This is a genomic window from Achromobacter sp. HZ01, from assembly GCF_003267925.1.
Lineage (GTDB): Bacteria > Pseudomonadota > Gammaproteobacteria > Burkholderiales > Burkholderiaceae_B > Achromobacter > Achromobacter pulmonis_A.
Genome location: NZ_LWKV01000004.1, coordinates 616,920 through 633,152 on the forward strand (window position 1 = coordinate 616,920; position 16,233 = coordinate 633,152).

Annotated in this window: 21 protein-coding genes and 1 pseudogene; 8 read left to right on the forward strand and 14 right to left on the reverse strand. The window is 66.4% G+C overall.

The annotated features are described in order from the left end of the window. The first annotated feature begins 111 nt into the window (after nt 1-111). Nucleotides 112-1,539: an NAD-dependent succinate-semialdehyde dehydrogenase gene (locus A6B37_RS22570; protein WP_102775034.1), complete on the forward strand. Its 1,428-nt coding sequence runs from the start codon at nt 112-114 to the stop codon at nt 1,537-1,539. Nucleotides 1,540-1,609: 70 nt separating this feature from the next. Here the strand turns inward: A6B37_RS22570 and A6B37_RS22575 are convergent, their stop codons facing one another. Further along, a complete protein-coding gene (locus A6B37_RS22575; RefSeq protein WP_111826987.1) occupies nt 1,610-2,452 on the reverse strand; it encodes an AraC family transcriptional regulator in 843 nt (280 codons plus the stop codon). A 62-nt stretch (nt 2,453-2,514) separates the two neighbouring features. Here A6B37_RS22575 and A6B37_RS22580 point away from each other — a divergent pair, with 62 nt between their 5' ends. Further along, entirely contained in the window at nt 2,515-3,699 is a 1,185-nt protein-coding gene (locus tag A6B37_RS22580) for an aminotransferase class I/II-fold pyridoxal phosphate-dependent enzyme (protein ID WP_111826958.1), read from the forward strand. Here A6B37_RS22580 and A6B37_RS22585 read toward each other — a convergent pair. Further along, nucleotides 3,696-4,655 carry a helix-turn-helix domain-containing protein gene (locus tag A6B37_RS22585; RefSeq protein ID WP_111826959.1) on the reverse strand — a complete coding sequence of 320 codons (960 nt, stop codon included), beginning with the start codon at nt 4,653-4,655 and terminating at the stop codon, nt 3,696-3,698. The two genes, A6B37_RS22580 and A6B37_RS22585, sit on opposite strands and share 4 nt — an antisense overlap. A 173-nt stretch (nt 4,656-4,828) precedes the next feature. Between A6B37_RS22585 and A6B37_RS22590 the strand changes: the two genes are divergently transcribed. Genes A6B37_RS22590 through A6B37_RS22615 form a run of 6 tightly spaced genes read left to right on the forward strand, consistent with a single transcriptional unit; the run spans nt 4,829 to nt 10,483 of the window. Further along, nucleotides 4,829-5,683, forward strand: coding sequence for an alpha/beta hydrolase (locus tag A6B37_RS22590; RefSeq protein WP_111826960.1), 855 nt, complete (start codon nt 4,829-4,831; stop codon nt 5,681-5,683). A 16-nt stretch (nt 5,684-5,699) separates the two neighbouring features. Beyond that, on the forward strand, nt 5,700-6,872 hold the full coding sequence (locus A6B37_RS22595; protein WP_102775030.1) for a substrate-binding domain-containing protein: 1,173 nt from the start codon (nt 5,700-5,702) through the stop codon (nt 6,870-6,872). Between the two features lie 14 nt (nt 6,873-6,886). Further along, on the forward strand, nt 6,887-7,657 hold the full coding sequence (locus A6B37_RS22600; RefSeq protein ID WP_111826961.1) for an ABC transporter ATP-binding protein: 771 nt from the start codon (nt 6,887-6,889) through the stop codon (nt 7,655-7,657). Further along, nucleotides 7,654-8,403 (forward strand): ABC transporter ATP-binding protein, encoded by a 750-nt coding sequence (locus A6B37_RS22605; RefSeq protein WP_111826962.1) that lies wholly within the window; start codon nt 7,654-7,656, stop codon nt 8,401-8,403. Before A6B37_RS22600 ends, A6B37_RS22605 begins: the two co-directional genes overlap by 4 nt. Next, nucleotides 8,400-9,410 (forward strand): branched-chain amino acid ABC transporter permease, encoded by a 1,011-nt coding sequence (locus tag A6B37_RS22610; protein WP_102775027.1) that lies wholly within the window; start codon nt 8,400-8,402, stop codon nt 9,408-9,410. Before A6B37_RS22605 ends, A6B37_RS22610 begins: the two co-directional genes overlap by 4 nt. 8 nt (nt 9,411-9,418) lie before the next feature. Then, entirely contained in the window at nt 9,419-10,483 is a 1,065-nt protein-coding gene (locus A6B37_RS22615) for a branched-chain amino acid ABC transporter permease (protein WP_102775026.1), read from the forward strand. A 107-nt stretch (nt 10,484-10,590) separates the two neighbouring features. Here A6B37_RS22615 and rpsQ read toward each other — a convergent pair whose 3' ends face one another. From rpsQ to A6B37_RS22675, 12 genes and pseudogenes are all read right to left on the reverse strand, one after another. Further along, on the reverse strand, nt 10,591-10,872 hold the full coding sequence (gene rpsQ / locus A6B37_RS22620) for a 30S ribosomal protein S17 (protein WP_006216549.1): 282 nt from the start codon (nt 10,870-10,872) through the stop codon (nt 10,591-10,593). 2 nt (nt 10,873-10,874) lie between these two features. Next, on the reverse strand, nt 10,875-11,066 hold the full coding sequence (rpmC, locus tag A6B37_RS22625) for a 50S ribosomal protein L29 (protein WP_003806912.1): 192 nt from the start codon (nt 11,064-11,066) through the stop codon (nt 10,875-10,877). An 11-nt stretch (nt 11,067-11,077) separates the two neighbouring features. Continuing rightward, the gene (rplP, locus tag A6B37_RS22630; protein ID WP_029579982.1) at nt 11,078-11,494 is read right to left on the reverse strand and encodes a 50S ribosomal protein L16; all 417 of its coding nucleotides are present in this window, start codon (nt 11,492-11,494) and stop codon (nt 11,078-11,080) included. Nucleotides 11,495-11,496: 2 nt separating this feature from the next. After that, nucleotides 11,497-12,288, reverse strand: coding sequence for a 30S ribosomal protein S3 (gene rpsC / locus A6B37_RS22635; RefSeq protein ID WP_006389609.1), 792 nt, complete (start codon nt 12,286-12,288; stop codon nt 11,497-11,499). A gap of 9 nt (nt 12,289-12,297) precedes the next feature. Continuing rightward, nucleotides 12,298-12,627: a 50S ribosomal protein L22 gene (gene rplV / locus A6B37_RS22640; RefSeq protein ID WP_102775025.1), complete on the reverse strand. Its 330-nt coding sequence runs from the start codon at nt 12,625-12,627 to the stop codon at nt 12,298-12,300. 3 nt (nt 12,628-12,630) lie between these two features. Next, nucleotides 12,631-12,906 carry a 30S ribosomal protein S19 gene (gene rpsS, locus A6B37_RS22645; protein WP_006216555.1) on the reverse strand — a complete coding sequence of 92 codons (276 nt, stop codon included), beginning with the start codon at nt 12,904-12,906 and terminating at the stop codon, nt 12,631-12,633. A gap of 12 nt (nt 12,907-12,918) precedes the next feature. After that, a complete protein-coding gene (gene rplB, locus A6B37_RS22650) occupies nt 12,919-13,746 on the reverse strand; it encodes a 50S ribosomal protein L2 (protein ID WP_102775024.1) in 828 nt (275 codons plus the stop codon). Then, nucleotides 13,747-14,043 (reverse strand): 50S ribosomal protein L23, encoded by a 297-nt coding sequence (rplW, locus tag A6B37_RS22655; RefSeq protein WP_006216557.1) that lies wholly within the window; start codon nt 14,041-14,043, stop codon nt 13,747-13,749. It lies immediately after the preceding gene. Further along, nucleotides 14,040-14,660 carry a 50S ribosomal protein L4 gene (rplD, locus tag A6B37_RS22660; protein WP_043541548.1) on the reverse strand — a complete coding sequence of 207 codons (621 nt, stop codon included), beginning with the start codon at nt 14,658-14,660 and terminating at the stop codon, nt 14,040-14,042. Before rplD ends, rplW begins: the two co-directional genes overlap by 4 nt. Before the next feature lie 4 nt (nt 14,661-14,664). After that, complete coding sequence (gene rplC / locus A6B37_RS22665; RefSeq protein WP_168202287.1) at nt 14,665-15,354, reverse strand: 50S ribosomal protein L3; 690 nt, start codon at nt 15,352-15,354, stop codon at nt 14,665-14,667. Between the two features lie 313 nt (nt 15,355-15,667). After that, entirely contained in the window at nt 15,668-15,979 is a 312-nt protein-coding gene (gene rpsJ, locus A6B37_RS22670) for a 30S ribosomal protein S10 (protein WP_003806903.1), read from the reverse strand. A gap of 70 nt (nt 15,980-16,049) precedes the next feature. After that, a pseudogene (locus A6B37_RS22675) lies at nt 16,050-16,233 on the reverse strand (elongation factor Tu); the annotation flags it as partial.

A 16,233-nucleotide genomic window follows, 5' to 3' on the forward strand; every position in this document is an offset into this window, starting at 1 on the left:
GGCTCCACGGCCCCGTCCGCCATTGGCCCTCCCCGCCATCCACAAGCTGGTTTAGACTGGAGCGGGCGACAGTGATCGCTATCCACTCCTATTTAGCAAGGGAAGACAGGCATGTATGAACAGTTGGCGCTGTATATCGACGGAGAATTCGTCGCCGGAGAGGGCAGGCGCACCCAGGACGTCATCAACCCGGCCACGCTGGAAGTTCTCGGCCAGTTGCCCCACGCCACCGAAGCGGACCTGGACCGGGCGCTAGCCGCCGCCCAGCGCGCGTTCGAGTCGTGGAAGAAATCCTCGCCCATGGACCGCTCGGCCATCCTGCGCAAGGTCGCGACGCTGTCGCGCGAACGCGCCAACGAGATCGGCCGCAACATGACGCTGGACCAGGGCAAGCCGCTGGCCGAGGCCGTGGGCGAAGTCACCTCCTGCGCCGAGCACGCCGACTGGCACGCCGAGGAATGCCGCCGCATCTACGGCCGCGTGGTGCCGCCGCGCAACCCCGACGTGCGCCAGATCGTCGTGCGCGAACCCATCGGCGTCTGCGCCGCGTTCACGCCCTGGAACTTCCCGTACAACCAGGCCATCCGCAAGATCGCCGCCGCCATCGGCGCCGGCTGCACGGTGGTGCTGAAAGGTCCCGAGGATTCCCCCAGCGCCGTCATGGCGATCGCCCGCATGTTCCACGACGCCGGCCTGCCCAAGGGCTGCCTGAACATCGTGTGGGGCGAACCCGCCAAGATCTCGGACTACCTGATCCGCTCGCCCATCGTGCGCAAGGTGTCGTTCACCGGCTCGGTGCCGGTGGGCAAGCAGCTCGCCGCGCTGGCCGGCGCGCACATGAAGCGCGTCACCATGGAACTGGGCGGCCACTCGCCGGTGCTGGTGTTCGACGACGCCGACATCGACCGCGCCGCCACCATGCTGGCCAAGTTCAAGATCCGCAACGCCGGCCAGGTCTGCGTATCGCCGACCCGCTTCTACGTGCAGAACGGCGCCTACGAGCAGTTCCTGGCGCGCTTCTCCGAAGTGCTGAAGAACATCAAGGTCGGCGACGGCCTTGAAACCGGCACCGACATGGGCCCGCTGGCGCACGAGCGCCGCGTCCCCGCCATGACCGCCTTCATCGACGACGCCAAGAAGCACGGCGGCAAGGTGGTGGTCGGCGGCGGCCCGCTGGACCGCAAGGGCTTCTTCTTCGCCCCCACGGTCGTGACCGAGCTGCCCGACGATTCCATGCTCATGACCGAAGAGCCCTTCGGCCCGGTCGCGCCCGTGGTCCGCTTCACCGACACCGATGAAGTGCTGCGCCGCGCCAACAGCCTGCCCTTCGGCCTGTCGTCCTACGTGTTCACCAACTCGCTGAAGACGGCCACCAAGGTCTCCAACGGCCTGGAAGCCGGCATGGTCAACATCAACCATTTCGGCAGCGCCCTGGCCGAGACGCCCTTCGGCGGCATCAAGGACAGCGGCATCGGCAGCGAAGGCGGCCTGGAAACGTTCGACGGCTACCTGGTGACCAAGTTCATCACCCACATCTGACCGCTACGCGGCCAGGATGTACTGACGGGCTCCCGCGGGAGCCCGTTTTTTCATCCGGGCCACCGGCGCATCAGCGGCGCAGGTCGCGCTGATACGAGGCGGGCGAGGCCCCTACCAGGCTCTTGAAGCGCTTGGAAAAATGGGCCTGGTCCGCGAAGCCCACGCTCAGGGCCACGTCGGCCGGCGCCTGGCCCGCGGCCAGCAGCCGCCTGGCGCGCTCGACCCGCACCTGCAGCTGGTAGGCGTGCATGGGCATGCCGACCTGGCTGCGGAACTGCCGCATCAGGTGGTAGGGGCTCAGCGCCACCTCCCGCGCGATCTCGGCCACCGACAAGGCCTGCGCGTGGCAATCCTCGATGAGCGCGCGGGCCCGCCGGATCTCGGGCCGGGCCTCCCGCGCCGGGCCGGCGGCCGCCGCGCCGCCATGGCGCGAGGCGAGCAGGCCCAGGGCCGCCAGCATCAGGCCGTCGCAGGCCAGGCGCGAATCGCCTTCGACCAGGGCGTCGTGGGCGCGCAGCATGGCGCGGAACACCGCGGAGTCCTGGACCACGCCCGACTGGAAGCCCACGGCCGCGGCCGCGCCCAGCGCCTGCGACATGGCGTCGGCCGGGACGTACAGCGCGCGATAGCGCAGCTCTGCTCCCGCGGCCCGGCGGCCGGTGTGCAGGTCGCCCGGATTGACCACCGATACCGATTGCGGCGCGGCGAGATAGGTGGCGCGCCCCCGCTGGAATTCCTTGGCCCCGCTTTCGATGAGGCCGAACATGAAGGTGTCGTGGGTATGCGGCCGGAAGCGGTGGCGCACGAAGCGCGCCGCGGTAGCCATGGCGCCGCAGGCGCCCTGCCGCCACACCCGCACGCCGTCGCGCAGGCCGCCGTAGAGGCCGTGGGCGGCGACAGCAGGATCAGACAAGACAGCCTCGCCGCCATCCATAAGATCGTAGGACCTGAAATCATTCGATGAGGTCATAGACGATGTCTTCCCATTCCGATCCCCATACCCGCCTGGCGCAGGCGGCCGTACTGCTGCCGGAAAGCTCGTATCCCGTGGCCCCGCCGCTGTACCAGACGGCCAGCTTCGCCACGGACGAGGCCGGCGTTTTCCTGGACATGGCGACGCGGCCCCTGCATCCGGGATTCTATACACGTTACGGCAACCCCACGACGCGCGCGTTCGAGTCCGCCGTGGCCGGGCTGGAAGGCGGCGAATGCGCGCTGGCCACCGCCTCCGGCATGGGCGCCATCACGGCGGCGCTGCTGGCCTTCGCCGGCCGCGGCGACCACGTGGTGGCGCAGCGCGTGCTGTACGGCGGCACCACCGGCCTGCTGCAGAACATCGCGCCGCAGCTCGGCATCGACGTGAGCTTCGTGGACCAGGCCGACGCCGACGGCTTCGCCGCCGCCGCGCGCCCCGAGACCCGCCTCTTCGTGCTGGAAAGCCCGTCCAATCCGATGCTGCGCCTGACGGACCTGGCGCGCATGTCGGACATCGCGCGCGCCCGCGGCATCACCACGCTGGTCGACAACACCATCGCCTCGCCTATCAACCAGCAGCCGCTGGCGCTGGGCATGGACCTGGTGATGCACAGCGCCACCAAGTACCTGTGCGGCCACGGCGACGCCTCGGCCGGCGTGCTGGTGGGCGACGAGCAGCGCATCAAGGCCGTGTGGGAAAAGGCCTATCTGCTGGGCGCGACGCTGGACCCCTTCGCCGCCTGGCTGGTGCTGCGCGGCCTGCGCACCCTGCCCATGCGCGTGGCGCGCCAGAACGAAACCGCGCTGGCCGTCGCCCGGCACCTGGCCGCGCACCCGGCGGTGTCGGCGGTGCACTATCCCGGCCTGGAAAGCCATCCGCAGCACGCGCTGGCGCGCGCGCAGATGAGCGGATACGGCGGCGTGCTGAGTTTCGAGGTGCCGGGCGGCATGGCGCAGGCCGAGCGCGTCGTGGGCGCGCTCACGCTGGCGCATCGCTCGGCCAGCTTCGGCTCGTTCTCGACCCTGGTGGTGCATCCGGCGGCCATGTGGGCGGGCATGATGACGCCGCAGCAGCTGGCGGAATCGGGGCTGCCGCCGGGACTGATCCGGCTCGGCGTGGGCTTCGAGAGCCACGCCGACATCATCGGCGACCTGGACGCGGCGCTGGCGGCGGCCGCGTCCTAGGAACGGGCGCGCAGTTCGCGCGCGGACACGCCGAAGCGCCGCTTGAACAGGCGGCTGAAATGCGCCGGATGCGAGAACCCGACCTGGTAGGCGAGTTCGGAAATCGCGCGATGGCGATGGCGCGGGTCCAGCAGCAGCGCGTGGCAGCGTTCCAGCCGCTGGTCGAAGATGAAGGACTCCGCCGACAGCCCACCAGCGCGCAGGATGCGGTGCAGGTAGGCCACGGAGATGCCGCAGCCTTCGGCCACGCGCGCCGGCGACAGTTCGGGATCGGCCAGGTGCTGCCGGATGTAGGCCAGCACGCGCTGGCGGTGCGCCACCGTCACGCTGCTGTCCGACTCCGACGCATGGCCCTGCCCCGGCTGCACCAGGAACAGCACGATGAGGTCGATCAGGCGCTCGCCCAGTTCGGCGACCTCGGCGTCGGACCAGCCGTCCATGCCCTTGAACATGTGTTCCATGTAGCTAGCCAGCATGGCGCCTCGCGGCGAGCCGTCATCGATGCGCAGTTTGTGGAAGGCGCCGACACGCGAATCGCGCTGCGACAGCGCGCTGCGCGGAAACGAGATGCTCAGGCTGCGGTAGCCGCCGGCGCCCAGCGCCGTGGCCTGGTACGGCAGGCTCTGGTTCATCAGGTACACGCAGCCCGGCTCGACCTGGAATTCCCGCCCCTGCTGGCGCACCGCCAGCGGCCCGGCCAGCGGCAGGCCGAAGGTATAGAACTCCTGGTCCAGCCGCGAGACATTGCCGGCCGTGCGTTCGAGCTGCTGGCCCTGGTAGTGCAGGTCGTTGAACTGCAGGCTGGCGCGGCGCGCGTAGCGCAGGCGCCCGGCGAAATGGCCGGGCTTGCCGCCGTGGACCTCGAAGGGGCCGAAGGCGTCGGCCAGCGCCGCGCGCCATTGATCGCGCCGGTCCGCGCCGGCGCCGGCCGAAATGGCGAATTCCGTCTCCGACATGGCGCGGTCTCCTGGGATGCGAAGCGCAAATTGATCTTGCGTCTACAAGTTCTTGACTCAGCCTGCAGCAGGGCGGGCGGCGCATTGTGCGCGCGCCTGGCGCAAGTCTATATTCACCCGCATAAGCGTACAACAACCGCACAGAACGACCTGGACCCACCGGGAGGAGACTCATGGCGACCGCGCCCGCGCCGGCCTCGCGCTATCTGCGCTGCGAAGGCCGCGAACTGCATTACACCGAATGGGGCGCCCCCGACGCGCCGCCGCTGGTCATGTGGCATGGCCTGGCGCGCACCGGGCGCGACTTCGACGAGCTGGCGCAGGCGCTGGCGCCCGACTACCGCATCATCTGCCCGGACACGATCGGCCGCGGCCTATCGCAATGGAGCCCGGACCCGGTGGCCGAATACCGGCTGGACTTCTACGCGCGGCTGGCGCGCGCCCTGCTCGACGGGCTGGCGCTTGCCAGCGTGCGCTGGGTCGGCACGTCCATGGGTGGCGCCATCGGCATGCATGCCGCGGCCACCACCCTGCGCGACCGCATCTCGCGCCTGGTGGTCAACGACATCGGGCCGGAACTGCCGCGCCCTGCCGTCCGGCGCATCCTGGACTACGCCGGCGATCCGCCGGCCTTCGACACGGTCACCGAACTGGAGACCTGGCTGCGCGCCGCCTACAAGCCCTATGGCTGGCAGAGCGACGAGCAATGGCGCCGCATGGCCGAGACCTCGATGCGCCGCCTGCCGGACGGGCGCGTGACCGCGCACTACGACCCGGCCATCGTCGGCCAGTTCAGCCATCATCCCGGCGACTACGACCGCTGGAGCGGCTATGACTCGCTGCGCATGCCGCTGCTGCTGCTGCGCGGGGCCGAGTCGGATCTGCTGCTGCCGGAAGTGGCCGAGGCCATGACGCGGCGCGGCCCGCGCGCGCAGCGCATCGATTTCCCCGATTGCGGCCACGCCCCCGCGCTCAACGTCGCCCCGCAGATCGAAGCCGTCCGCCAATTCCTCGCCGCACGTCACTGATAAACAGGAGTCCCCTATGAAACGCCTACTGCTCGCCGCGCTCGCCGGCCTGTGCATGAGTTCCGCGGCCGCGGCGAAGGATTTCGTCGTGGCCCACGTCTACGACAAGACCGGCCCGCTGGAGGCCTACGCCAAGCAGACCCAGGCCGGCCTGATGCTGGGCCTGGAGTACGCGACCCAGGGCAGCATGACGGTGGCCGGGCGCAAGATCCGCGTCATCGAGAAGGACAACCAGGGCAAGCCCGACGTGGCGCGCGCCCAGCTGGCCTCGGCCTATGCCGACGACAATGCCGACATCGCCGTGGGCCCCACGTCGTCCGGCGTGGCGCTGGCCATGCTGCCGATCGCCGAAGAGTACGAGAAGATCCTGCTGGTCGAGCCCGCCGTGGCGGACTCCATCACCGGCGACAAGTGGAACCGGTACATCTTCCGCACCGGCCGCAATTCCTCGCAGGACGCCATCGCCAACGCGGTCGCCTTCGACCAGGCCGGCACCTCCATCGCCATGCTCGCGCAGGACTACGCCTTCGGCCGCGACGGCGTCAAGGCGTTCAAGAGCGCCCTCAAGAACGCCAAGATCGTGCACGAGGAATATCTGCCGGCCAACGCCACCGATTTCACCGCCGGCGCGCAGCGCCTGTTCGATGCGCTGAAGGACCAGCCCGGGCGCAAGATCATCTTCATCCTGTGGGCCGGCGCCGGCAACCCGTTCAAGATCGCCGACCTCGACCCGCAGCGCTTCGGCATCGAGATCGCCACCGGCGGCAACACGCTGGCGGCCATGACGCCGCTGAAATCGCTGGTCGGCATGGAAGGCGCCACCTATTACTACTACGGCATACCCAAGAACCCGATCAACGACTGGCTGGTGGCCGAACACCAGAAGCGCTACGGGCAGCCGCCGGACTTCTTCACCGCCGGCGGCATGGCCTCGGGCATCGCGATCGCGACGGCGCTGGCCAGGACCAAGGGCGACTCCGACACCGACGCGCTGATCAAGGCCATGGAAGGCATGAGCTTCGACACGCCCAAGGGCAAGATGACATTCCGCCCCGAGGACCACCAGGCCATGCAGTCCATGTACCACTTCCGCATCAAGAACGATCCCTCGGTGCCGTGGGCGGTGCAGGACCTGGTCAGGGAAATCACGCCCGACCAGATGTCGGTGCCCATCCAGAACAAGCGCTGAGCCTGCGTCCGTCCATGCTGGAGACCCAATCGCTCACCATCCGTTTCGGCGGGCACGTGGCCGTCGACGAAGTCAGCTGCAGCTATGCGCCCGGCACGCTGACGGCCATCGTCGGCCCCAACGGCGCGGGCAAGACCACTTACTTCAATCTGATCTCCGGCCAGCTGCGCGCCAGCGCCGGCACGGTGCGCCTGAACGGGCGCGACCTCACCGCGCTGGGCGCGCCGGCGCGCATGCACGCGGGCCTGGGCCGGGCGTTCCAGCTGACCCAGCTGTTTCCGCGCCTGAGCGTGCACGAGAACGTGCGGCTGGCGCTGCAGTCACGCCAGCAAGGCATGGGCTGGCGCCAGATCCGTTTCTGGCGCACCTGGAGCGACGACCGCGCCCTGATCGAACGCGCCGACGCGCTGCTGGCGCGCACCCGCCTGTCGGCGCGCCGCGACCAGCCGGCCGCCGACCTGCCGCACGGCGACCAGCGCAAGCTGGAGATCGCGATGCTGGTCGCGCTCGATCCGCAGGTGTTCATGTTCGACGAGCCCACGGCCGGCATGAGCGTGGACGACGTGCCGGTGGTGCTGGAGCTGATCCGCGAAATCAAGAACGACGCAAGCAAGACCATCCTGCTGGTGGAGCACAAGATGGACGTGGTGCGCGAACTGGCCGACCGCATCGTGGTGCTGCACAACGGCCGCCTGATGGCCGACGGCGAGCCGGCCGAAGTCATCGCCTCGCCCATCGTGCAGCAGGCCTATCTGGGCGTGAGCCCCACGGAGAAGGCGGCATGACGCAAGCGCTGCTGGAATTGAAGGACGTGCACACGCACATCGGCGCCTACCACATCCTGCACGGCGTCGACCTGGCGGTGCCCGCCGCCGGCGTGACCATGCTGCTGGGACGCAACGGCGCGGGCAAGACCACCACGCTGCGCACGATCATGGGGTTGTGGCGCGCCTCGCAAGGCCAGGTGCGCTTCGACGGCGCGCCGGTGGGCGGGCCCGGCAAGCGCACCTCGCCGCCCGACATGGCGCGCCTGGGCATGGCCTACGTGCCCGAGAACATGGGCATCTTCGCCGACCTGTCGGTCAAGGAGAACATCCTGCTGGCGGCGCGCCAGGCGCGCAACGCCAGCCAGCTCGACAGCGCCCGGCTGGAATGGATCTTCGGTTTCTTCCCGGCGCTGAAGAAATTCTGGCTGCACCCGGCCGGCAAGCTGTCGGGCGGCCAGAAGCAGATGCTGGCGGTGGCGCGCGCCATCATCGAGCCGCGCCGGCTGCTGCTGGTCGACGAGCCCAGCAAGGGCCTGGCGCCCGCCATCGTGCGGAACATGATCGACGCCTTCATCGAACTGAAGCAGGCCTCCACCACCATCCTGCTGGTCGAGCAGAACTTCAATTTCGCCCGCCTCGTGGGCGATCACGTCGCCGTGATGGACAACGGCCGCGTGGTCCATGCCGGCAGCATGGCGCAGCTGGCCGAGGACGACGCATTACAGACGCGCCTGCTGGGCCTGTCGCTGGGAAGCCACCAATGAGCACGCTGGAACTCGATACCCCCTTGCCGCGCGTGCGCGCGGACCTGCGCCCGGCGCTGCTGGTGCTGGCCCTGGCGGCGATCGCGCTGCCGCTGGTGGGCTCGCTGTCGACCTGGGTCACGCTGACCCTGGCCGGCCTGGCGATGGGCATGATCATCTTCATCGTGGCCTCCGGCATGACGCTGGTCTTCGGGCTGATGGACGTGCTGAACTTCGGCCACGGCCTGTTCATCGCCATCGGCGCGTACATGGCGGCCACGGTGCTGGGCGCCATGGCCGACTGGACCCAGTCCGGCAGCCTGTGGGTGAACCTGGCCGCGGTGCTGCCGGCCATGATCGTCGGCATGCTGGTGGCCGGCGCCGTCGGCCTGGCGTTCGAACGCGTCATCGTGCGCCCGGTGTACGGGCAGCATCTCAAGCAGATCCTGATCACGATGGGCGGCATGATCATCGGCGAAGAGATCATCAAGATGCTGTGGGGCCCGCAGACGATTTCGCTGCCGCTGCCCGAGGCCATGCGCGGCGCGTTCCTGCTGGGCGACGCCGCCATCGAGAAGTTCCGCATCGTGGCGCTGGTGGCCGGGCTGCTGGTGCTGGGCGGCATGCTGTGGCTGCTCAACCGCACCAAGCTCGGCCTGCTGATCCGCGCCGGGGTGGAAGACCGCGAGATGGTGGAAAGCCTGGGCTACCGCATCCGCCACCTGTTCGTGGGCGTGTTCGTCGCCGGCTCGATGCTGGCGGGGCTGGGCGGGGTGCTGTGGGGCATGTACCAGCAGTCGGTGGTGCCGCAGCTGGGCGCGCAGGTCAACGTGCTGATCTTCATCGTCATCATGATCGGCGGCCTCGGCTCGACCGTGGGCTGCCTGATCGGCGCGCTGCTGGTGGGCCTGATGGCCAACTACACGGGCTTTCTGATGCCCAAGGCCGCCCTGTTCTCGAACATCGCGCTGATGGTCGCCATCCTGCTGTGGCGCCCGCAGGGCGTGTATCCGGTCACGAACCGCTAGGAACCGACATGTCCGTACGCCTGCTTTCCGGCGACCCTCCCCGCAGCGCCGTGCTGACGCTGCTGCTGATCGCGATCGTGGCCGCGCTGGCGGCCGCACCCTTTCTGTTTCCCGGCCCGAAGTCGCTGGCCGTGGCCGCCAAGATCCTGGTGTTCGTGATCCTGGTGGCCAGCTACGACCTGCTGCTGGGCTACACCGGCATCGTCAGTTTCGCGCACACCATGTTCTTCGGCATCGGCGCCTATGGCGTGGCCATCGCCAGCGTGCGCATGGAGCCCGGCTGGACCGCGATACTGGCCGGCACGGCCGCCGGCCTGGCGGTGTCGCTGGCCTTCGCGCTCTTGATCGGCCTGGCCAGCCTGCGGGTGCGCGCCATCTTCTACGCCATGATCACGCTGGCGGTGGCCGCCGCGTTCCAGACCCTGGTGTCGCAGCTGTCGCACCTGACCGGCGGCGAGGACGGCCTGAGCTTCAAGGTGCCGCAGATGCTGCGCCCGGCCTTCCGGCCGTTCTCCGAACCGCTGTTCGGCGTGAACGTGGACGGCCGCATCATCACCTACTACCTGATCGCCGCGGTCTGCCTGGTGCTGTTCCTGCTGCTGCTGCGCATCGTGAACTCGCCCTTCGGCCGCGTGCTGCAGGCGATCCGCGAGAACCCCTTCCGCGCCGAAGCCATCGGCTACCGCACCGTGCTGTACCGCAGCCTGTCCAATCTCCTGGCGGCCGCCTTCGCCACGCTGGCCGGCGCCATGTACGCGCTCTGGCTGCGCTACAACGGCCCCGACGCCTCGCTGTCGTTCGAGATCATGCTCAATATCCTGCTGATGCTGGTGATCGGCGGGATGGGCACCATGTATGGCGCGGTGGTGGGCGCCAGCCTGTTCGTATTCGCCCAGAGCTATCTGCAGGACGGCCTGCACCACGTGCACGGCCTGGTCTCCGGCGTCGCGCCGCTGGCCCTGCTGTTCGAACCCGACCGCTGGCTGCTGTGGCTGGGCATCCTGTTCGTGGTGTCGGTGTATTACTTTCCCACCGGCATCGCGGGCCGGCTGCGCGAGATGGCCCACCGCTGAAAACAAGCCCCGCCACACTTCCGCACGGCGCAAAAAAAACGGCAAGGGTTTGATCCCTTGCCGTTTCATTATCGGAACGGCGAACCGTTCCGACAAACTGCTTTCACTTAGATGATACGTGCGGCTTCAACCAGACGCACCACGCGCCACGACTTCGAGCGCGAGATGGGACGGCCTTCAGCGATTTCAACCGTATCGCCTTCGTTGTACTGGTTCGATTCATCGTGCGCCTTGTACTTCGCGGAACGCATGATGATCTTGCCGAAGATGGGGTGCTTGACGCGGCGCTCGACGAGCACGACGACAGTCTTGTCCATCTTGTTGCTGACGACCTTGCCGACCAGCGTACGCTGGCGCTTGGCCACTTGGGTGTTTTGAGTTTCGCTCATCTTTATTTCCCTGCCTTCTCGGTCAGCAAGGTACGCACGCGCGCGATGTCGCGGCGCACGTTGCGCAGCTGGCTGGTGTTGGCAAGCTGCTGCGTGGCCTTCTGCATACGCAGACCGAATTGTGCCTTCAGCAGGCTTTCGAGCTCTTTGCCGAGCTCGGCGGCGTCTTTCGAACGGAGTTCGCTGGCTTTCATCTTAGTACTCCTTAAGCACCGATATGACGCGCGACGAACGTGGTCGAAATCGGCAGCTTGGCAGCGGCCAGGCGGAAAGCTTCACGCGCGAGCTCTTCGCTAACCCCTTCCATTTCGTAGAGCACCTTGCCGGGCTGGATTTCGGCGACCCAGTACTCCGGGTTGCCCTTACCGTTACCCATACGGACTTCGGCAGGCTTCTGCGAGATGGGCTTATCCGGGAAGATACGAATCCAGATACGGCCGCCACGCTTGATGTGACGATTGATGGCACGACGAGCGGCTTCGATCTGACGGGCGGTCAGACGGCCACGGCCGGTGGCCTTCAGACCGAATTCGCCGAACGACACGTTGGTGCCGCGGGTCGCCAGACCGGTGTTGCGGCCCTTCTGCTCTTTGCGATACTTTCTGCGAGAGGGTTGCAGCATGGTTATTCTCCTTCAGGCGCCGGAGCAGCGTCCGCCTTGCGGGGACCACGGCCACGACCACCCGGACGACCGGTGCGAGCACCGTCCGGACGATCACCACGCGGAGCGCGGCGCGGACGACGTTCTTCTTCACGCGGGGCGGCGGTTTCCGGCGGCAGTTCGCCGTTGGCCAGCATGTCGCCCTTGTAGACCCAGACCTTGATGCCGATCACGCCGTACGTGGTGTGGGCTTCGGAGGTGCCGTAGTCGATGTTGGCCTTGAGCGTGTGCAGCGGCACACGGCCTTCGCGATACCACTCGGTGCGGGCAATTTCGATACCGTTCAGACGGCCCGAGCTCATGATCTTGATGCCTTGGGCACCCAGACGCATGGCGTTCTGCATCGCGCGCTTCATGGCGCGGCGGAACATGATGCGCTTCTCGAGCTGTTGCGAGATCGAGTCGGCGATCAGTTGAGCATCGGTTTCCGGCTTGCGGATTTCTTCGATGTTGACGTGCACGGGCACGCCCATCAGGCGCTGCAGATCAGCCTTCAGGCTTTCGATGTCTTCGCCGCGCTTGCCGATCACCACGCCCGGACGAGCCGAGTAGACGGTGATGCGGGCATTCTTGGCGGGACGCTCGATGATCACGCGACCGACGGAGGCGCTCTTGAGCTTCTTCTTCAGGTACTCGCGCACGCGGATGTCTTCGGCCAGCATCGAGCCGAAGGCCTTGTCGTCGGCGAACCAACGCGAGGACCAATTACGGGTGACCGCGAGACGGAACCCAGTGGGGTGAATTTTCTGACCCATCGTGACTCCTTAAGCTCCGACCTTGACCGTGATGTGGCAGGTCTGCTTCTCGATACGGTTGCCGCGGCCCTTGGCGCGAGCGGAGAAGCGCTTCATCGACTGGGCCTTGTCCACGAAAATCGTGGTGACCTTCAGTTCGTCGATATCGGCGCCGTCGTTGTGCTCGGCGTTGGCGATGGCGGACTCGACAGCCTTCTTCAGGATGGCGGCGGCCTTCTTCGGCGAGAAGGTGAGGATGTTCAACGCTTGCGCGACGGACTTGCCGCGGATCAGATCCGCAACCAGGCGCGTCTTTTGAGCGGAGATGTGAACCCCACGGATAATGGCAGTAGTTTCCATCGCTTACCTCTTCGCCTTCTTGTCCGCGGCGTGACCCTTGAACGTGCGGGTCAGCGCGAACTCGCCCAGCTTGTGACCGACCATGTTCTCGTTGATGTACACGGGAACATGTTGCTTGCCGTTGTGCACAGCGATCGTCAGACCGATGAACTCGGGCAGGATCGTCGAGCGACGCGACCAGGTCTTGATCGGCTTCTTGTCTTTGCCCGCGACGGCCGTGTCCACCTTCTTGATCAGGTGAGCATCGACAAACGGGCCTTTCTTGATCGAACGTGACATAGTGTTCGCCTCTTACTTGCGCTTGCGCCGTTGGACGATCATATTGTTCGTCCGCTTGTTGCGACGGGTCTTGTAACCCTTCGCCGGAGTGCCCCACGGGCTGACCGGTTCGCGTGCTTCACCGGTACGGCCTTCACCGCCACCGTGCGGGTGATCCACCGGGTTCATGGCGACGCCACGGACCGTCGGGCGGACACCGCGCCAACGCATTGCACCGGCCTTGCCGATCTGGCGCAGGCTGTGTTCTTCGTTACCGACTTCACCGATGGTGGCGCGGCACTCGATGTGCACACGGCGGACTTCACCCGAGCGCAGACGGACCTGAGCGTAGACGCCTTCACGGGCCAGCAGGACGGCGGAAGCGCCGGCCGAGCGGACCATCTGGGCACCCTTGCCAGGGATCATTTCGACGCAGTGAATGGTCGTACCCACCGGGATGTTGCGGATCGGCAGGGTGTTGCCGGCGCGGATCGGGGCTTCGATGCCCGAGACCAGCGTGGCGCCCACTTCCAGGCCGCGCGGAGCGATGATGTAGCGACGTTCGCCGTCGGCGTAGCACAGCAGAGCGATGTGCGCCGTACGGTTGGGGTCGTATTCCAGACGCTCGACCTTGGCCGGAATGCCATCCTTGTCGCGACGGAAGTCGACGACACGGTAGTGTTGCTTGTGACCGCCGCCACGATGGCGGACCGTGATGTGGCCGTTGTTGTTACGGCCCGAGCCACGGGTCTTCTTTTCCAGCAGCGGCGCGTAGGGCTCGCCCTTGTGCAGGTTCGGGCTGACGACCTTCACCATGCCACGGCGGCCAGCCGAAGTCGGCTTAACTTTTACGAGGGCCATTTACTTCACCTCCGCAAAGTCGATTTCCTGGCCGTCCTTGAGCGAGACGTAGGCCTTGCGCTCATTGCGGCGGCGGCCAACGAATCGGCCAAAGCGCTTGACTTTGCCCTTACGGTTGAGGACCTGCACGGACTCGACCTGCACCTTGAAGAGCAGTTCGACGGCAGCCTTGATTTCCGGCTTGGTAGCGTCAGCCACGACACGGAAAGCGACTTGCTGATTCTTCTCGGCAACGAAGGTGGCCTTTTCGGTCACGATCGGCGCCAGAATGACTTGCATCAAGCGTTCAGCGTTCATCCCAGCATCTCCTCGAGTTGAGCGATGGCCGGCTTGGTGATCAGCACTTTCTTGTAGTGGACCAGCGACAACGGATCGGCATAACGGGGCTCGACAACGGCAACGTGCGGCAGGTTGCGGGTGGCGAGGTAAACATTTTCATCGACGCTGTCGGTGATGATCAGGACCGAGTCCAGGCCCAGGCTCTTCAGCTTTGCAGCGGCGGCCTTGGTCTTGGGCGATTCCAGATCGAACGATTCGACGACGGCGATGCGGTCTTCGCGAGCCAGCTGCGACAGGATCGAGCGGATCCCGGCGCGGTACATCTTCTTGTTGACCTTCTGGCTGAAGTTCTCTTCGGGCGAGTTCGGGAAAGTCCGACCACCCCCACGCCACAGCGGCGACGAGGTCATACCGGCGCGAGCGCGGCCGGTACCCTTCTGGCGCCAGGGCTTCTTGGTGGTGTGCTTGACTTCGGCACGATCCTTCTGAGCGCGGTTGCCGGAACGGGCGTTGGCCTGGAAGGCCACCACGATCTGATGAATCAGGGCTTCGTTGAAGTCGCGGCCGAAGATCGTGTCGGGCGCGCTGAAAGTCGCGGCGGCCTGACCTTGGTCGTTCAGGAGCTTGAGATCCATTTACTTACGCTCCCTTCTTGGCCGGGGCCTTGATGGCCGGACGCACGACGATGTCGGCGCCAGCGTGGCCGGGGACGGCGCCCTTGACCAGCAGCAGGCCGCGCTCAGCGTCAACGCGAACGACGTCGAGGTTTTGAACGGTGCGGGTGACATCACCCAGGTGACCGGCCATGCGCTTACCCGGGAAGATACGGCCCGGATCTTGAGCTTGACCAATCGAGCCCGGGACGCGGTGCGAACGGGAGTTACCGTGCGACGCGCGCTGCGAACCGAAGTTGTGGCGCTTGATGGTACCGGCGAAGCCTTTACCGATGGTGGTGCCCGTGACGTCGACCTGTTGGCCGGCTTCGAACACCGATTCCACGGCGATCACGGCACCAGCCGCGAATTCGGCGGCGCGGGCGGGATCAAGGCGGAATTCTTTCAGGATGCTGCCGGCTTCAGCGCCGGCCTTGGCGTAGTGGCCCGTTTGCGGCTGAGCCACGCGCGAGGCACGACGAGTGCCATAAGCCACCTGGATCGCGGCGTAGCCGTCGGTTTCCAGCGACTTAACTTGGGTCACGCGGTTGTTCGACACGTCCAGCACGGTCACCGGAATGGATTCGCCATCCTCGGTGAAAATGCGGGTCATGCCGACCTTGCGACCCACCAGCCCCAGCCGGTGAGCGGCGGGCGTGGGTGTCGAATTCGACATCGTTTTCTCCATTCCCGACTGCGATTGGTCGGGGCTAATCAGGCAAAGGGTAACGGCCTCTGCCCTACGACTATGTTCAACCTGGTCAAAGGCACGATGGCTCTGAAAATCGAACCCGCCTGCCTTTTTTCCATAGCTGCTCTTGCCACAAAATGGCAAGCTTCGCATATTAGCACGTTTTTTTCAGGCAGCACAAGCACTTAGCGCGATTGGCCGTTGCGCGCCACAAACAAAAAAGCCGCATTCCGGGGAATGCGGCTTTTCTTTTTCCGGGCCTGCCGGCGAAGGTAGCAGGCTCGAAGGTCTTGCGGTCTTACTGCAGCGCGATTTCGACGTCGACGCCGGCCGGCAGGTCCAGACGCATCAGGGCGTCAACGGTCTTGTCGGTGGGATCCACGATGTCCATCAGGCGCTGATGGGTACGGATCTCGAACTGGTCGCGCGACGTCTTGTTCACGTGCGGCGAACGCAGGACGTCGTAGCGGCGGATGCGCGTGGGCAGCGGCACGGGGCCACGGACAACGGCGCCGGTACGCTTGGCGGTATCGACGATTTCCGCAGCGGACTGGTCGATCAGCTTGTAATCGAAAGCCTTCAGACGGATGCGGATCTTTTGGTTTTTCATGGCGTTTCCTAAAGAACGAAAGACGAAGGCGGCCGGGGAGGACTGAGCCGCCTTCGCTGATGGGTGCTACTTAGGCGATGATCTTGGCGACCACGCCGGCGCCGACGGTACGGCCGCCTTCACGGATGGCGAAACGCAGGCCTTCTTCCATGGCGATCGGGGCCAGCAGCTTGACGGTCATCGTCACGTTGTCGCCCGGCAGAACCATTTCCTTGTCGGCCGGCAGGTCGATCGTGCCCGTCACGTCCGTCGTA

What these genes read in the sequence shown, in the direction of transcription:
- rplD (WP_043541548.1), bottom strand. Translation starts at nt 14,660, where the DNA reads ATGGATCTCAAGCTCCTGAACGACCAAGGTCAGGCCGCCGCGACTTTC.
- rpsS (WP_006216555.1), bottom strand. Translation starts at nt 12,906, where the DNA reads ATGTCACGTTCGATCAAGAAAGGCCCGTTTGTCGATGCTCACCTGATC.
- rplW (WP_006216557.1), bottom strand. Translation starts at nt 14,043, where the DNA reads ATGAACGCTGAACGCTTGATGCAAGTCATTCTGGCGCCGATCGTGACC.
- A6B37_RS22580 (WP_111826958.1), top strand. Translation starts at nt 2,515, where the DNA reads ATGTCTTCCCATTCCGATCCCCATACCCGCCTGGCGCAGGCGGCCGTA.
- rplC (WP_168202287.1), bottom strand. Translation starts at nt 15,354, where the DNA reads ATGTCGAATTCGACACCCACGCCCGCCGCTCACCGGCTGGGGCTGGTG.
- rpsJ (WP_003806903.1), bottom strand. Translation starts at nt 15,979, where the DNA reads ATGAAAAACCAAAAGATCCGCATCCGTCTGAAGGCTTTCGATTACAAG.
- A6B37_RS22595 (WP_102775030.1), top strand. Translation starts at nt 5,700, where the DNA reads ATGAAACGCCTACTGCTCGCCGCGCTCGCCGGCCTGTGCATGAGTTCC.
- rpsC (WP_006389609.1), bottom strand. Translation starts at nt 12,288, where the DNA reads ATGGGTCAGAAAATTCACCCCACTGGGTTCCGTCTCGCGGTCACCCGT.
- A6B37_RS22570 (WP_102775034.1), top strand. Translation starts at nt 112, where the DNA reads ATGTATGAACAGTTGGCGCTGTATATCGACGGAGAATTCGTCGCCGGA.
- A6B37_RS22585 (WP_111826959.1), bottom strand. Translation starts at nt 4,655, where the DNA reads ATGTCGGAGACGGAATTCGCCATTTCGGCCGGCGCCGGCGCGGACCGG.
- rpmC (WP_003806912.1), bottom strand. Translation starts at nt 11,066, where the DNA reads ATGAAAGCCAGCGAACTCCGTTCGAAAGACGCCGCCGAGCTCGGCAAA.
- A6B37_RS22590 (WP_111826960.1), top strand. Translation starts at nt 4,829, where the DNA reads ATGGCGACCGCGCCCGCGCCGGCCTCGCGCTATCTGCGCTGCGAAGGC.
- A6B37_RS22605 (WP_111826962.1), top strand. Translation starts at nt 7,654, where the DNA reads ATGACGCAAGCGCTGCTGGAATTGAAGGACGTGCACACGCACATCGGC.
- rplP (WP_029579982.1), bottom strand. Translation starts at nt 11,494, where the DNA reads ATGCTGCAACCCTCTCGCAGAAAGTATCGCAAAGAGCAGAAGGGCCGC.
- rpsQ (WP_006216549.1), bottom strand. Translation starts at nt 10,872, where the DNA reads ATGAGCGAAACTCAAAACACCCAAGTGGCCAAGCGCCAGCGTACGCTG.
- A6B37_RS22600 (WP_111826961.1), top strand. Translation starts at nt 6,887, where the DNA reads ATGCTGGAGACCCAATCGCTCACCATCCGTTTCGGCGGGCACGTGGCC.
- rplV (WP_102775025.1), bottom strand. Translation starts at nt 12,627, where the DNA reads ATGGAAACTACTGCCATTATCCGTGGGGTTCACATCTCCGCTCAAAAG.
- A6B37_RS22610 (WP_102775027.1), top strand. Translation starts at nt 8,400, where the DNA reads ATGAGCACGCTGGAACTCGATACCCCCTTGCCGCGCGTGCGCGCGGAC.
- A6B37_RS22615 (WP_102775026.1), top strand. Translation starts at nt 9,419, where the DNA reads ATGTCCGTACGCCTGCTTTCCGGCGACCCTCCCCGCAGCGCCGTGCTG.
- rplB (WP_102775024.1), bottom strand. Translation starts at nt 13,746, where the DNA reads ATGGCCCTCGTAAAAGTTAAGCCGACTTCGGCTGGCCGCCGTGGCATG.